At 73.3% G+C, this 14,165-nt stretch carries 11 protein-coding genes and 1 pseudogene; 8 read left to right on the top strand and 4 right to left on the bottom strand.

Annotated features, from left to right (window positions below; all coding sequences use genetic code 11):
* Nucleotide 1 precedes the first annotated feature (1 nt).
* The 3 genes from AB0J72_RS33955 to AB0J72_RS33965 are packed head-to-tail and all read left to right on the top strand — an operon-like array spanning nt 2 to nt 2,648.
* Nucleotides 2–742, top strand: a complete 741-nt coding sequence (locus tag AB0J72_RS33955) for an ABC transporter permease (RefSeq protein ID WP_363405751.1) — start codon at nt 2–4, stop codon at nt 740–742.
* Nucleotides 743–762: 20 nt separating this feature from the next.
* Nucleotides 763–2,022, top strand: a complete 1,260-nt coding sequence (locus AB0J72_RS33960; RefSeq protein WP_363405753.1) for a sensor histidine kinase — start codon at nt 763–765, stop codon at nt 2,020–2,022.
* The gene (locus AB0J72_RS33965) at nt 2,019–2,648 is read left to right on the top strand and encodes a response regulator transcription factor (protein ID WP_344513118.1); all 630 of its coding nucleotides are present in this window, start codon (nt 2,019–2,021) and stop codon (nt 2,646–2,648) included. Before AB0J72_RS33960 ends, AB0J72_RS33965 begins: the two co-directional genes overlap by 4 nt.
* Nucleotides 2,649–3,705: 1,057 nt before the next feature.
* Here the strand turns inward: AB0J72_RS33965 and AB0J72_RS33970 are convergent.
* A complete protein-coding gene (locus AB0J72_RS33970; RefSeq protein WP_363405756.1) occupies nt 3,706–5,037 on the bottom strand; it encodes a hypothetical protein in 1,332 nt (443 codons plus the stop codon).
* Nucleotides 5,038–5,135: 98 nt separating this feature from the next.
* Here AB0J72_RS33970 and AB0J72_RS33975 point away from each other — a divergent pair, with 98 nt between their 5' ends.
* The 4 genes from AB0J72_RS33975 to AB0J72_RS33990 are packed head-to-tail and all read left to right on the top strand — an operon-like array spanning nt 5,136 to nt 9,537.
* Nucleotides 5,136–5,642 (top strand): hypothetical protein, encoded by a 507-nt coding sequence (locus tag AB0J72_RS33975; RefSeq protein WP_363405758.1) that lies wholly within the window; start codon nt 5,136–5,138, stop codon nt 5,640–5,642.
* Nucleotides 5,639–6,307 (top strand): ATP-binding cassette domain-containing protein, encoded by a 669-nt coding sequence (locus AB0J72_RS33980; RefSeq protein ID WP_363405760.1) that lies wholly within the window; start codon nt 5,639–5,641, stop codon nt 6,305–6,307. The genes AB0J72_RS33975 and AB0J72_RS33980 overlap by 4 nt, the downstream gene beginning before the upstream one ends.
* Complete coding sequence (locus tag AB0J72_RS33985; protein ID WP_363405762.1) at nt 6,308–6,964, top strand: ABC transporter ATP-binding protein; 657 nt, start codon at nt 6,308–6,310, stop codon at nt 6,962–6,964.
* Entirely contained in the window at nt 6,958–9,537 is a 2,580-nt protein-coding gene (locus AB0J72_RS33990) for an FtsX-like permease family protein (protein ID WP_363405764.1), read from the top strand. The genes AB0J72_RS33985 and AB0J72_RS33990 overlap by 7 nt, the downstream gene beginning before the upstream one ends.
* A gap of 196 nt (nt 9,538–9,733) precedes the next feature.
* On the opposite strand, the gene AB0J72_RS33995 is transcribed toward AB0J72_RS33990, so the two are convergent.
* The 3 genes and pseudogenes from AB0J72_RS33995 to AB0J72_RS34005 form a co-directional block, all read right to left on the bottom strand.
* On the bottom strand, nt 9,734–10,990 hold the full coding sequence (locus AB0J72_RS33995) for a hypothetical protein (protein WP_363405766.1): 1,257 nt from the start codon (nt 10,988–10,990) through the stop codon (nt 9,734–9,736).
* A gap of 147 nt (nt 10,991–11,137) precedes the next feature.
* Nucleotides 11,138–11,799 (bottom strand): annotated as a pseudogene (locus AB0J72_RS34000) (Hsp70 family protein).
* Nucleotides 11,681–12,247 carry a hypothetical protein gene (locus AB0J72_RS34005; RefSeq protein WP_363405768.1) on the bottom strand — a complete coding sequence of 189 codons (567 nt, stop codon included), beginning with the start codon at nt 12,245–12,247 and terminating at the stop codon, nt 11,681–11,683. Before AB0J72_RS34005 ends, AB0J72_RS34000 begins: the two are co-directional and overlap by 119 nt.
* 207 nt (nt 12,248–12,454) lie before the next feature.
* Here AB0J72_RS34005 and AB0J72_RS34010 point away from each other — a divergent pair, with 207 nt between their 5' ends.
* A complete protein-coding gene (locus AB0J72_RS34010) occupies nt 12,455–14,131 on the top strand; it encodes a sensor histidine kinase (protein ID WP_363405770.1) in 1,677 nt (558 codons plus the stop codon).
* Nucleotides 14,132–14,165 lie beyond the last annotated feature (34 nt).

Below are 14,165 nucleotides of genomic sequence, written 5' to 3' on the forward strand. Positions count from 1 at the left end.
GGTGTCAGCACTGTACCGAATGACCACGGCAGAGCTGCGGTTGTTCCTGCGCGAACCGAGCGCCTACATCTGGTGCACCGCCTTCCCCCTGGTGCTGCTCGTGGCGTTGGGCAGCGTGCCGGCGTTCCGCCGCTCCGATCCGGCGCTGGACGGGCTGCGCGTCATCGACCTGTACGCGCCGATCATCGCGATCATGGGCCTGGCCGCCATGGCGCTGTTCGTGACGCCGCTGTTCCTCGGGCAGTACCGGGAGAAGGGCGTGCTGCGCCGGCTGGCCACGACGCCGGTCGGCCCGGGGCGGGTGCTCGCCGCCCAGGTCGCGGTGCAGGCGCTGCTCGCCTTCGCCACGCTGCTGCTGTTGTACGTGGTGGCCGGCCTCGCCTTCGACGTGCGCCCGCCGGGACAGGTCCTCGGGCTCGTGCTGGTACTCCTGCTCACCGGGGCGGCGATGTTCGGGCTGGGCCTGCTCGTCGGCGCGGTGACGCCCTCCAGCCGGGCGGCGAGCGGCATCGGCACCGCGCTGTTCTTCCCGCTGATGTTCTTCGCCGGTCTGTGGGCGCCGCGCGAGGTGATGCCGGACGCGCTGGTGCGCGTCAGCGACTTCACCCCGCTCGGCGCGGCGGTGCAGGGGCTGCGCGACACCACGGACGGCGGCTGGCCGTCCGGCCAGGCCATCGCGGTGCTGGCCGCCTACGCGGTGCTCACCGCGCTGCTCGCGATCCGATGCTTCCGCTGGGAGTGAATCTACGGTGGGGTGGGGGCATGACGAGCGTGCCGTTCGAGCTGCCCGAGACGTCGGAGTCGCGGCTGCGCCTGCAGCGGCTCCTGGTGCCCCTGCCGTACATCCTGCTCGGCGTGTCGGCGGTGCTGGGCCTGCTGAGCCCGGGCCAGAGCGCACGCGACCGGCTGGTCACCCTGGCTCTGGTCGCGGTGACCGCCGCCTGGGCGCTGGGCATGTACACCCTGCGCCCGCCGTCGTGGACGCGGCGGACCGGCCCGATGCTGCTGTACGTCGGCGGGCAGCTGGCCCTGGCGGCGGTACTGATGTCCTGGCAGCCGGCCTTCTTCGTCTTCGCCACCGTCGGCTTCGTGCAGGCCTACGAGGTGCTCCCGCCGCGGTGGGCGTTCGTCAGCATCTTCCTGACCTCCTGCCTGGTCAACGTGCTGCCGGGCGGCGTGCCCGACACCCCCGAGTGGGCCACGATGGTGGTGCTGATCGTGGCCCTGCAGACGTTCCTCATCGGCTGGTTCGGTTACCTGGGGTACCGCTTCAGCGACGAGACCGAGCAGCGTCACCGGGCGGTGGCGCAGCTGCGGACCGCGCTTGCCGAGAACGCGGGCCTGCACGCGCAGCTGCTCGAGCAGGCCCGGGAGGCCGGCATCCACCACGAGCGGCAGCGGATGGCCCGCGAGATCCACGACACCCTCGCCCAGGGGCTGACCGGCATCATCACGCAGCTGCAGGCCGCCGAGCGGGTCCGCGACGATCCGCGGCTGTGGCGCCACCACGTCGACCAGGTCCACACGCTGGCCCGGGAGAGCCTGGCCGCGGCCCGCCGCTCGGTCGCCGCGCTCGGCCCGCAGGAGCTGGAGGACGTCCGGCTGCCCGAGGCCCTGGCCGACCTCGCCGCGCGGTGGTCGCGGACCTCGGGCGTGCCGGTACAGCTGGAGACCACCGGAGAGGCGCGCACGCTGCACACCGAGATCGAGGTCACGCTGTTCCGCGCCGCGCAGGAGGCGCTGGCCAACGTCGCCAAACATGCCGGCGCCGCCCGGGTGGCCGTCACCCTGTCCTATCTTGACGACGTGGTGATGCTCGACGTGCGCGACGACGGCGCCGGCTTCGACCCGGCGGCGGTGCCACCCGGCGGCGGCGCGGACGGCAGCGGCTTCGGCCTGCACGGCGTGCGCCAGCGGGCGGAGCGCGTGCAGGGCACCCTCACCATCGAAAGCGAACCCGGCGACGGCACCACCCTCAACGTCACCGTGCCGGCCCTGACCCCGGAAACGAGGCCGTCGTGACCCCGCCCATCCGCCTGCTCATCGTCGACGACCATCCGATCGTGCGCGACGGGCTGCGGGGCGCGTTCGCCGGCACCGCCGAGTTCGAGGTCGTCGGCGTCGCCGGCGACGGCGCCGCGGCGGTCGAGCGGGCCGTCGAGCTGCGGCCGGACGTCGTGCTCATGGACCTGCGCATGCCGGTGGTCGACGGCGCCGAGGCGATCCGGCGGCTCCGGCAGCGGGCGCCGGAGGTGCGGGTGCTGGTGCTGACCACGTTCGACACCGACCACGACGTGCTGCCCGCCATCGAGGCCGGCGCCACCGGGTACCTGCTGAAGGACGCCCCCGTGGAGGACCTGCTGCGCGCGGTGCGCTCCGCCGCGCGGGGCGAGTCGGTGCTGGCGCCGGCGGTGGCCGGGCGGCTGATGGGCCGGGTCCGCCGCCCGGTGTCGGGCACGCTGAGCCAGCGCGAGCTGCAGGTGCTCAAGCTCATCGCCGACGGCGCCAGCAACCGGGAGGCGGCCGCCGGCCTGCTCATCAGCGAGGCGAGCATCAAGACCCACCTGCTGCACATCTACGACAAGCTCGGGGTACGCGACCGTGCCGGCGCGGTCGCCGAGGCGTTCCGCCGCGGCCTGGTCTCGTAACCACAGGGGAGCGGCCGCCGGACCGCCCGCCGTTCACCTACAAGTTGTAGGAGCATTGGCCGAGTGCCGCCGGGGCGTAACCGAGGCGGACGACACTCCGGGGGCAGATCGTTCCCGGAGGAGTCGCGATGCGTACCAAACTGTCCCTCGGCCTGACCGCGGCCGGCGCAGCCCTGATCCTGGGCGTGGTCCTGGCGGGCGGCGGCCCGTCGCCGGCGATCGCCGACGGCGGCCACGACGACCGCGGCCACGGCGACACGTTCGACGTGGGCCTGTTCGGCGACATGCCGTACGGCGACTACGGCCGGTCCCGCATCGGCAACGTCGTCGCCGACATGAACGCGAGCCGACTCGCCTTCTCGGTCTTCGACGGCGACATCAAGAACGGCAGCGAGCCCTGCTACGCCGACCCGCACCCGACCAACCCGGCCAACCCGACTCCGGACAAGGCGGTCGCCGACGCCGCCCACCCGGACGTGTACAAGTACGCGAAGGGTCTCTTCGGGCAGTTCCAGGCGCCGGTGGTCTACACCCCCGGCGACAACGAGTGGACCGACTGCGACCGCCCGAGCACCGTCGGCGGCCTGGTGTCGGACTCCAGCGACCGGCTCGCGTACCTGCGCTCGATCTTCTTCACCACGAACCTCAGCCAGGGCCGGCGCCCGATGAGCGTGATCCAGCAGAGCGCCGCCTACCCGGAGAACGCCCGCTGGACGCGCGGCCCGGTCACGTTCATCACCGTCAACATCCCCGGCAGTGACAACAACTTCGCCGACGGCGGCAAGAACGGCCCGGCCGAGCAGGGGCAGGCCGAGTACGCGGCCCGCAACGCCGCGAACCTCGAATGGCTGCGCGCCGGTTTCGCGGCCGCCAAGGCCGCCCGCAGCAAGGGCATCATGATCATCACGCAGGCCGACATGTGGGACCCGACCGCGGTGCTGACCCACTACGCGGACACCAAGAAGGAACTGTTCCTGCAGACCACGGCCTTCAACGGCCGGGTGGTCCTGGTCAACGGCGACAGCCACAGCTTCGAGACGGACAAGCCCCTCACCGACTACGCGACGACGAACGCGGCCGGTCTGGCGGGACCGAACGTGGTGGAGAACTTCACCAGGGTGACCACCTTCGGCGAGGCCCAGAACCACTGGGTGAGCGCCACCGTCGACGCCCGCGACCCGAACGTCTTCAGCTTCGGGCAGCACCTGGTGGCGGCCAACCTTCCGGCGTACACCCCGCCCGCCTGAGCGGGGCGCGTGGCGGTACAGCGGCGGCATGACCTCGCGACCGGCCGGGGTCCTGCCGCCCGCTGGCCGCCATCGCGGCGCGGACCGAGGAGCAGGGTGCACACGGCGGCGAAGAACACCACCAGGAGCCAGCCGTGCAGCCGGTCCGGCATCGGCACGAAACGGGAGACGAACAGGCCGAAGCAGGACGACATCGTCCACCACGGCAGGGTGGCGCGCGAGCCCGCCCAGTCCCAGATGACGGTGCCGACGAGAATGCCGGCGAGGTAGTACTTGTTGCCGCCCGGCTCCAGCACCAGCCGTGAGGCCACGGCCAGCAGCGGAATCGCCGCCCAGCGGCCCCGGTGCACGGCGACCGCACCCAGGGCCAGCGCGAGCACGAGCTGCGCGGGACGATCCCAGGCCGGAGTCCGGGCGTCGTGCACGCCGAGCGCGTGCAGGGCCGACACCGGAGCGTTCTGGATGGTGAACCGCACCGCGTCGCCCGTCCCCGAATCGGCGGCGAAGAACGGCAGCCACGCCGCGGCCACGGTCGCCGCGACCACCGCGGCGGCCAGCAGCCGGCGGCGCCAGCCGGGCAGCAGGAGCAGCAGGGCGGCGAACCCGACCGCCCACGGCTTGGCGTCGGCGGCCAGGCCGAGCAGCAGCCCTGCGAGCGCTGCCCGCCCAGAGCGGGCGGCGCAGAGGGCGGCGACGGACAGCAGCAGCGCAAGGACGTCGTCGACGTGGGTGACGCCGACGGCCAGGAACATCCAGATGGGCATGAAAGAGCCCGCGGCGACGACGAGGAATCCGTCGTCGCGGGCCTCGGCAGGGACCAGGCCACGGGTCAGCCACAGCACCAGCAGGCCGGCCGCGGCGCCGAGGACCTGCCAGCCGAGGAGCGCCGCCGCCGTGCCGGCCGGCAGCAGCGGGAGCACGGCCAGGAAGGTGAGCGGGCCGATCTGCAGGACCGGTGCGGCCGCGTAGACGTGCAGGCCGCCGCTCACCGGGTCGTCGGCGTCGGCGAGCGCGGATGCGCCCTGCACGAAGTAGTGCCAGGACGAGCCGCCGTGCAGCGCCATGACGGCGAACCAGGTGACCGCCCAGCCCAGTACGAGATGGGGGAGCAGCCGAGCGGGAATTCCGATCCGTTCGAGCACGCGCCGACGCTAGGCCGGCGTGCCTGAAGCGGAGCTGAAGGAACGCCGAACCGTCCTCATTCAGCCGGTCTTCAGGCTGCGGAGCCTACGGTCCCGGCATGCGAATCAACGGCCCGCTCGCGGTCCTGATAGCGGTGGCGACCCTGGGGCTCGCCGGTTGCGGCTCGGGCGCCGCGCCGGACGCCGGGGGAGCCGGCGACATCCCCGACAACCAGGCGTTCGTCGAGTACCGGCCGGCGGGCGGCGAGTACGCGCTCAAGGTGCCGGAGGGCTGGGCGCGGGCCGAGTCCGGCGGCACCGTCACGTTCACCGACAAGCTCAACACCATCACCGTCAGCCTCGGCACCCGCCCGGCCGCGCCCGAGGCGGTCGCCGGTCAGTCCTCGACGGTGCAGCGGACCGCGGGCCAGGCGCTCCTGACGACCTACCGCGCCGACGCCTCGCCCGACCCGGTGACCGGCAAGGTCGTCAACGACGACGTCGAGCGCTACGAGTACTGGCATCCGCCGTCATCGCTGCTGACCGTGACCCTGGCCGGCCCGCACGGCGCCGACAACGTCGACCCGTGGCGGATCGTCACCGACTCCGTCCGGTGGCTGCGATGAGCGCCCCGGTCGCAGTACGCGCCGAACGCCTGTTCCGGTTCTTCCACGCCGACGACGAGGAGGTCCTCGCGCTGCGTGGGGTCTCGCTCGAGGTGGCGGCCGGGGAGTGGCTCGCCCTGACCGGCCCGTCCGGCTCCGGTAAATCGACGCTGCTGGCGTGTCTCGCCGGCCTCGACGAACCCGACGGTGGCAGCGTCTGGATCGCCGGCCGGCGCATCACCCGCCGCCCCGAGGCCGCCCGCGCGCGGCTGCGCGCCCAGCACATCGGCGTGCTCTACCAGGCCGGCAACCTGCTGGAGCACCTCACCGTCGCGCAGAACGTCGCCTTCGCCCGCCGGCTGGCCCGCCGGCCGCGCGACGGCGACGACATCGCCGCCCGGATCGCCGCTGTCGGCCTGGACGGCCGCGGCGCTGCCCGGCCCGGGGAGCTCTCCGGCGGGCAGGCCGCCCGGGCCGCCCTCGCCGTCGCACTGGCCAACGACCCGGCCGTCCTGGTCGCCGACGAACCGACCGGCGAGCTCGATGAGCTCACCGAGCGCGCCATCCTCGGTCTGCTGGCCGCCCGCGCCGCCGCCGGGACCGCCGTCCTCGTCGCCAGCCACAGCCGGGCGGTCGCCCGCGCCGCCGACCGGGTCCTGCAACTGCGCGACGGCGGGGTGGCGTGAATGGACGCCTTCGTCGGTGAGCACCTGATCCGTACCTTCGGACCCGCCACCGCCGTGCGGGACGTCAGCTGCGTCGTGCCCGCCGCGGCCCGGATCGCCGTGACCGGCGTGTCCGGCTCCGGCAAGACGACGCTGCTGCACATCGTCGCCGGGATCGACGAGCCCACCGCGGGCACCGCCCGCTGGCCCAGCATCGGCGGGCACCCGCGCAGCCACCCCGGCCTGGTCGGCGTCGTGCTGCAGCGCCCCGGCCTGCTGCCGGCCCTCGACGTCGCGGAGAACGTCAGCCTGCCGCTGCTGCTGGCCGGCCGCACCCCGGACGCGGCCCGCGAGGCCGCGGCGGAGACCCTCGCCCGGCTGGATCTGACGGACCTGAGCACCCGCCTGCCGCACGAGCTCTCCGGCGGGCAGGCGCAGCGCGTCGCCGTCGCCCGCGCCGTCGCCGCCGATCCCGGCCTCATCGTCGCCGACGAGCCGACCGCCGCCCTGGACTCCACCGGCGCCGCGCACCTCGTCGACGTCCTGCTCGCGGCCGCCGACCGGCTCGGCGCCGCGCTGGTGGTGGCGACCCACGACGATGCCGTCGCCGGCCGTCTCGAGCACCGGTGGCGGATGGCGAACGGGGTCGTCCGGCGCGGACCGGAGACGGCATGCTGACCTGGCTCGCCGGGCTGGTGCGGCGCCGCCCCGGCCGGATCCTCGCCACCGCGGCCGGCATCGCGGTCGCGGTCGCGCTGCTGGCGAGTGTGGGGGCGTTTCTCGGTGCCGCCAAGGCGTCCATGACCCGCCGCGCCGTCGCCCCCGTCGACGTCGACTGGCAGGTGCACCTCGATGCCGCCGCCGACCCCGCCGCGGCGCTGGGCACCGTGCGCGCGGAACCCGGCGTCGTCACCGCCCTGCCGGTCCGCTACGCCGACGTGCCGGCCCTGTCCACGCGGGAGCCCGGGACCGTCAGCACCACCGGCGCCGCCGTCGTGCTGGGCCTGCCATCCGGCTACCGGTCGGCGTTCCCGGCCCAGATCCGCGTCCTCGCCGGCACCGCCGACGGCGTGCTGCTGGCCCAGCAGACCGCCGCCAACCTCCGCGCGGTCCCCGGCACCGTGCTCACCGTCCAGCGTCCCGGCCTCCTCGCTGCCCAGGTCACCGTCGCCGGCATCGTCGACCTGCCGCACGCCGACACGCTGCTGGCCACCGGTGGCACCGCGACCGCGCCACCCGACAACGTCCTGCTGCTCCCGGCCGACGTCTTCGCCACCTGGCTCGATCCGCTGCCGGCCACCACACAGCTGCACGTCCGCACCGACCGGCGGCTCCCGGCGGGCCCGGACCAGGCGTACACCGCGGCCACCGGCGCCGCCCACCACCTCGACGCCACCCTTGCCGGCGCCGGCCGCACCACCGACAACCTCGGCACTGCCCTGGCAGCCGCCCGCGCCGACGCCGCCTACGCCACCGCCCTGTTCCTGTTCCTCGCCACCCCCGGCGCCGCCCTCGCCGGATTGCTCACCGCCACGGTCGTCACGGCCGCCGCCCCACGCCGCCGCCGGGAACAGGCCCTGCTGCGCACCCGCGGCGCCACCGCCCGCCAGGTCCTCGCGGTCACCACCGTCGAGGCGGCCCTCAGCGGCATCACCGGCGCCGCGCTCGGCATCGGCGCCGCGACCGCACTCGGCGGCACGAGCGGCCCGGCATGGCTCGCCGCCGCAGGCCTGTGCGGGCTCGCCGTCGCCGCCGGAGCGGTCGTGCTACCGACCTGGCGCTCCCTGCGCACCGGCGGCGTCGCGGCCGCCCGCGCCGAGGTCACCACCACCCGCACACCGCTCGTCCTGCGCGTCGGCCTCGACGTCATCGCCCTCACCGCCGCGGCCCTGCTGCTGCGGGTCACGACCGCTCACGGCTACCAGCTGGTCCTGGCCCCCGAAGGCGCCCCGAAGATCGCGGTCGACTACTGGGCGTTCGCCGGACCGGCGCTGCTGTGGCTCGGCGGTGCACTGCTCGTCTGGCGTCTCGTCGCCGCCGTCCTGCGCCACGGCCGCACCGCGCTCGGACGCCTGCTGCGTCCCCTGGCCGGTCCGCTCGCCGGTCCGGTCGCCGCCACGCTGCACCGCCGCCGCCACATGATCGCCACCGCAGCCACGCTCATCGCCTGCGCGGTCGCGTTCGCCGTCTCCACGGCCGGCTTCACTGCCACCTACCGTCAGCAGGCCGAGGTCGACGCCCGTCTCACCAACGGCGCCGACGTCACCATCACGCCCCCGCCCGGCAGCCAGTCGGACCTCACCTCCGCCATCGCGACCACGCCCGGCGTCCGCCACATCGAGACGATCCAGCATCGGTACGCCTACGTCGGCGCCGACCTCCAGGACCTCTACGCCGTCCATCCCGCCACCGTCACCGGCGGCGCCCACCTGGCCGACGCCTGGTTCACCGGCGGCACCGCCGCCGGCCTGATGCAACAACTCTCCCGGCACCCCGACGGCGTCCTGGTCTCCGCCGAGACCGTCGTCGACTTCCAGCTCAAGCCCGGCGACCGCCTCACCCTGCGCGTCACGGACTCCGGCACCGGCACCCCGACCCCGGTCGTCTTCCACTTCCTCGGCGTCGTCAACGAGTTCCCGACGGCCCCGACGGACAGCTTCCTGGTCGCCAACGCCGACTACGTCGCCGCCCAGAGCGGCACCGGCCCGAGCACCCACCTCGTCGACACCAACGGCACCGACCCGGCCGCAGTGGCCACGGCGCTGCGCGAGCGGCTCGGCACCGGGCCGGTCATCACCGACATCACGGCCGCCCGAGCCACCGTCGGCTCCAGCCTCACGGGCGTCGACCTCACCGGGCTGACCCGCATCGAGCTCGGCTTCGCGCTGGCCCTCGCCGTGGCCGCGGCCGGGCTGGTGCTCTTCGTCGACCTGGCCGAGCGCCGCCGCACCTTCACCATCCTCGGCGTGCTCCGTGCCCGACCGCGGCACATCGCCGGGTTCGTGGCGGCGGAGGCCTGCGTCGTCACCCTCCCGGCGCTGGCACTCGGTGCGGCGGGCGGGACCGGGATGGCCCAGGTGCTCGTCGCCATCCTCAGCGGGGTCTTCGACCCGCCGCCGGACCGGCTGGCACTGCCGGTGGGCTATCTCGTGGCAGTCGCGCTGACGATCCTGGGCGCCGCCGCGCTGGCGGTGACCACCCTGGTGCTCACCACCCGGCGCCCGGATCTGACCATGATCCGCGGCGACTGACCGCCTGCCGCCCGGGCCCGGACTCCGGGATGCCGCGGCGCGCCAGGATCGATCGCGGACCCGGTGCGGTCCGCCGGGCGAGATCGGGGCCAGAGACCCTGGCCGAACGCAGCAGGTCCAGGGCCCATCGTCCCAGGAGTCTCGAACGGGTCCGCACCAGTCGGTGCGGACCCGCAGTAGGCAGACGGCTGCTCCGTCAGACCCCGTCGAAGGTGTTCAGCGTCTTCATCAGGTCGGCCACCGCCGGTGCGCAGGCGGCCTGGGTGGGATGCGCCGAGCGCAGGGCGGTGAGCACAGCGTCGATCCGGTCGTCGACCTCGTGCCACCTGGTGGCGTCTCGCGGCTTGAGCCCGGCCTCGGCGTTGTCCCAAGCCACCTCGAGGTCCTTGACGCGGGTCTTCGCGCCCACGAGGTCGTTCGAGGTGACCTTGCCCTGGACGTCGGACACGATCACCGCGAACTTGCTGAGGTTGCCGAGCCTGGTCGTCGGGTGTACCAGTTGGGCCGCGGCGGAAGGGCCCGTCCCGGTGGCCGTGGTCAGGGCGGCGTCGGCCTGCGGGTCCGTGCCCGGCGACGATCCCTGCACCAGGCTGAGCCCGAACCCGGCCACGACGACCGCCAGGGCGCAGACACCGGCCCAGGCGTAGTCCTGGCCGCGGCCGCCGCTCGGTCCGGCGTTCTTCTCGGCGACCCCGTGGCGGCCGACCAGGATCTGCTCGCGGACGACGAGCACGAGGATGGCCACCAGGAACAGCAGGCTGGTGACGCTCGCGCCGAGAGCCAGCCCGCCGAGGTCCTTGTCCTGGGTGAGCAGATCGCCGAGCGACGCCCCGAGCGGCCGGGTGAGCACGTAGGCGATCCAGAACGTCAACACCTGCCCGGCGCCGAGCCGGAACGCGATCCACGTCGCCAGAATCAGCCCGCCGAAGAGCAACGTGCCGTTGCGGAAGCCGAGGTTGAGCGCCTCGGTGGCGAAGTCGCCCGCGGCGGTCCCGAGCGCGAACGTGGTCAGGATCGCCGCCCAGTAGAAGCCCTCGCGGCGAGGCGTGTTGATGGAGGCGATGGCAAGCGTGCGTTCCTGCCGGTACCAGATCGCGAACACCGCCGCCAGCAGGACCGCGAACACGGCGGTGCTGAGATAGAGCGGCACGCCCAGGACGTCGGTGAAGAAGTCGGTGATCTGGGTGCCGACGATGCTCACCAGCACCACACAGAGCCAGTAGATCCAGGGCGTGTACCTGCGGGTGCGGAACTGGACAATCAGCGCGGCCACCAGCAGGGCGAACATGATCGCGTCGGTCACCGCGGGCCCGAGGCCGACGCTCACGGCGAGGTAGTCCGCGACGGTCTCCCCGATCGTCGTGGACAGCACCTTGATGATCCAGAATGTGGCGGTGATCGCGGGCACCTTGGTCTGCCACCCGCCCGGAGTCACGCGCCTGTTGATGGTCAAGGACACAGCTCTCCCTCATGACGGCGCCGTAGGCGTCGAATCCGCAGAATGCCGTGGAAACGTAGGCCGGCCGTCCTGAAAGTTCGCTGAAGAGACGCGTCCCTTGTTCCACCGCCAGTGTCGGGAGGAGCGCCGCGTCTGGGCGGATCAACCGGTCGCGTACAGGGCACCCTCAGCGACGACCATCTCCGGCTGCTCGATGACCGTCGGCTGGATCCCGAGCTGCTGGAACAGCACGGTCGCGACCAGCGGCACTCGTGTGGAGCCGCCGACGAGGAAGACTCCGTCGAGCAGCTTCCTGTCGGGAACGGTCGCGGCGGTGACCGCGACGGTCCTGCTGATGAGCGGCAGCGCGGCGGTCTCGAACTGCTCGCGGTGACGTGAACGTCGCGGTCGAGCGCAGGCAGCGCCAGGCTGGCGACCGAGTGGCGCGACAGCGTCTCTTTCACCGCCCGGGGGTCGTCCCGCAACATGTGCGTGAACCGGGCCTGCGACGGGGTCCGCGGCTCGAGCAGCAGCTGCCACTGCGGGTCGGGTGCCGTCGGCGCCGCGGCCGCCACGATCAGCGCGTCGAAGTCGAGGCCGCCCAGGTCGTCGAGGCCGCCCACCGCGGTGATGTCCGCGCCGGTGCCGGCCCGCCGGAGCACGGCGACGTCGAAGGTGCCGGCGCCCAGGTCGTACACGAGCAGGTCATGTCCCTGGTCGATGCAGTGGCCGAGGACCGACGCGTAGTAGGCGCCGGCGGCGAGCGGCTCCGCGACTAGGGCGGGGGTGGGCAGGCCGGCCCTGCCCGCGGCGTCGAGCAGGATCCCGGCCGTCGTCGATCCGGCGCTTCGGGTTCGGTTCGTGCGACGCCGGGTCGGCTCGGGCGGCGTTGCGGGCGTCCTGCCCGGTCAGCAGCCTGCCGTCGGCGTTCTGCACGGCGGAGGGCAGCAGCGGGGAGGAGCCGAACAGCAGCGGCCGGGTCCGCCCGTCAGGCCACCTCAGCACCGCCACGGTGTTGGAAGTGCCGTAGTCGACCGCCAGCCGATAGCCAGACTCGTGGACGTCGGCGGGGACGGCGGCAGACCCGGTGCCGACGGCCGGCTCCGGCGACGTCGTCGGCAGCGGTACGGCCGGCGCGGCCCGTCGACGGCGCCTCCAGGCGATGGCGGCGACCACCAGTACGACGACCAGCGCGGCGTTGCCCGGGCCGTTCGCCGGGTCGCTCGACCAGTAGGTCTCGCGGCCGTTGTCGAAAGTAGCCGACGGCTGCATGACGCCCGGACGCGTCGTGGACGACGCTGACCTCCGTCGCCGTGTCGCGCCAACGCTGGTCGGCTACCTGCCGTCGCATGCGGGCGGCAGTCTGTACTGGACTACGCGGTTTCGAAGACGACGGCGACACTCAATCCGCTACATAGCGGAAATCCTGGTGGTCGATGTCTTCGTCGAAAGTTGCGGGTTCGCGCCGCCTTGTTCTGGGTGCCGTTCGTGGCGGGTCGGGTGGCGCCGTACCGTCGTGGCATGCTTCGCCCGCGATTGAGTTTCGCGCGCCAGACGCTGCTGTTGCAGGTCGTCGTGATCACGCTTGTGGTGAGTGTCGGGCTGTTCGTCTTCGGCTGGCTGCTGGATGGTGAGCTGACCGCGCAGTACGGCGAGCGAGCCCGCGCTGTCGCGCATGCCGTCGCCACGGACCCGGACATCGTGGAGGCCGCGAACCGGATCGACCCTCGAACCGGCCGGCACGACCCGGACGGCGTGGTCCAGGCGCGAGCAGAGGCGGTGCGCCTCAGCACCGACGTGCTCTTTGTCGTCGTCACCGACAAGGACGGCATACGCCTGTCGCACCCGATCCCGGGCGAGGTGGGGCACCGGGTGAGCACCGATCCTTCTGAGGCGTTGGCCGGTCGCGACGTGGTCACCGTCCAGCGGGGCACACTCGGCGACTCCGCCAGGGCCAAGGTGCCACTGCGCGATCAGACCGGTCAGGTGATCGGCATCGTCAGCGTCGGCATCGACCTGAACGACATCCAGACGCGCTGGCGGGGGATCGTGGCGGTGGCCGGCCTGTACACCCTGGCGGCGCTGGCGCTCGGCGTGGCGGGGGCGGCGCTGTTGACGCGGCGGCTGCGGCGGCTGACGCTCGGCCTGGAGCCCCATGAGCTCGCCGAACTCCTGCAGGAGCGGGAGGCGGTGCTGCACGGCATCGGTGAAGGGATGCTCGCGGTGGACGCCGCCGGCCGCATCTCCGTCTACAACGGGGAGGCCGAGCGGCTGCTGGGCATCCATTCGCCGGTGGGTGCCACGCTGGCCGACATCGACCTGCCCGTGGGGGTCCGATCGGCACTGTCCGACGACGGCGACGCGGACAACCTCGTCACCGTCGCCGGCGACCGGGTGCTGGTCGCCACCCGCAGGCAGGTGTGGCGCGAAGGGCGGAGTCTCGGTCGGGTGCTCACGCTGCGCGATCGCACCGACTTCGAGAAGCTGGTCAGCGAGCTCGACGCCGTCCGGACACTGACGGAGGGCCTGCGGGCGCAGCGGCACGAGTTCTCCAACCGGCTGCACCTGATCGCCGGTCTGCTCGAGACCGGGCACCACGTTGAGGCGGTGGAGTATCTCCACATGGTGTCGGCCTCGTCGGTTGTCATGACGGATGCGGACGACCAGGCGATCCTGGACCCGTACCTGCGGGCGTTCCTGGCGGCGAAGCGCGCCCTCGCCGCGGAGAAGGGCGTGGGCCTGGACATCAGTGAGGGCAGCTGGGTGGCTCGGCGAGTGACGGCCCCGGTCGAGGTGATCACCATTCTGGGCAATCTGCTCGACAACGCGATCGACGCCGCACGTCTGGGCGCGACGCGCCCGGCATGGGTGGAGATCGTGCTCGCGGGCGAACAGGACACCCTGCACGTGAGCGTTGCCGACTCCGGTGACGGCGTCGCTTCGTCGATGGTGGACCGCATGTTCGAACAGGGCGTGTCGACGCGGGCCGGCGACAGCCGGGGGCTCGGGCTGGCCATCGTCCAGCAGTCGGTGCACGCGCTCGGTGGCGCGGTGTGGCTGGCCCAGCTCGGCGGCGACGGTGAGGGTGCCGTGTTCGCCGCCCGTCTGCCGGCCGTGCTGGCTGCCGAAACGGGAGCCGACCAGGACGCATCGTGACTGGTCGGCGGGTCCGCAGTGGCGGGACCCGCCG

It is taken from the genome of Dactylosporangium sp. NPDC049742, from assembly GCF_040674675.1.
GTDB classification, from domain to species: domain Bacteria; phylum Actinomycetota; class Actinomycetes; order Mycobacteriales; family Micromonosporaceae; genus Dactylosporangium; species Dactylosporangium maewongense.

Excerpts from the sequence above, each read along its gene's own strand:
- AB0J72_RS33960 (WP_363405753.1), top strand. The coding sequence starts at position 763 with ATGACGAGCGTGCCGTTCGAGCTGCCCGAGACGTCGGAGTCGCGGCTG.
- AB0J72_RS33975 (WP_363405758.1), top strand. The coding sequence starts at position 5,136 with ATGCGAATCAACGGCCCGCTCGCGGTCCTGATAGCGGTGGCGACCCTG.
- AB0J72_RS33980 (WP_363405760.1), top strand. The coding sequence starts at position 5,639 with ATGAGCGCCCCGGTCGCAGTACGCGCCGAACGCCTGTTCCGGTTCTTC.
- AB0J72_RS33985 (WP_363405762.1), top strand. The coding sequence starts at position 6,308 with ATGGACGCCTTCGTCGGTGAGCACCTGATCCGTACCTTCGGACCCGCC.
- AB0J72_RS33990 (WP_363405764.1), top strand. The coding sequence starts at position 6,958 with ATGCTGACCTGGCTCGCCGGGCTGGTGCGGCGCCGCCCCGGCCGGATC.
- AB0J72_RS34005 (WP_363405768.1), bottom strand. The coding sequence starts at position 12,247 with ATGCAGCCGTCGGCTACTTTCGACAACGGCCGCGAGACCTACTGGTCG.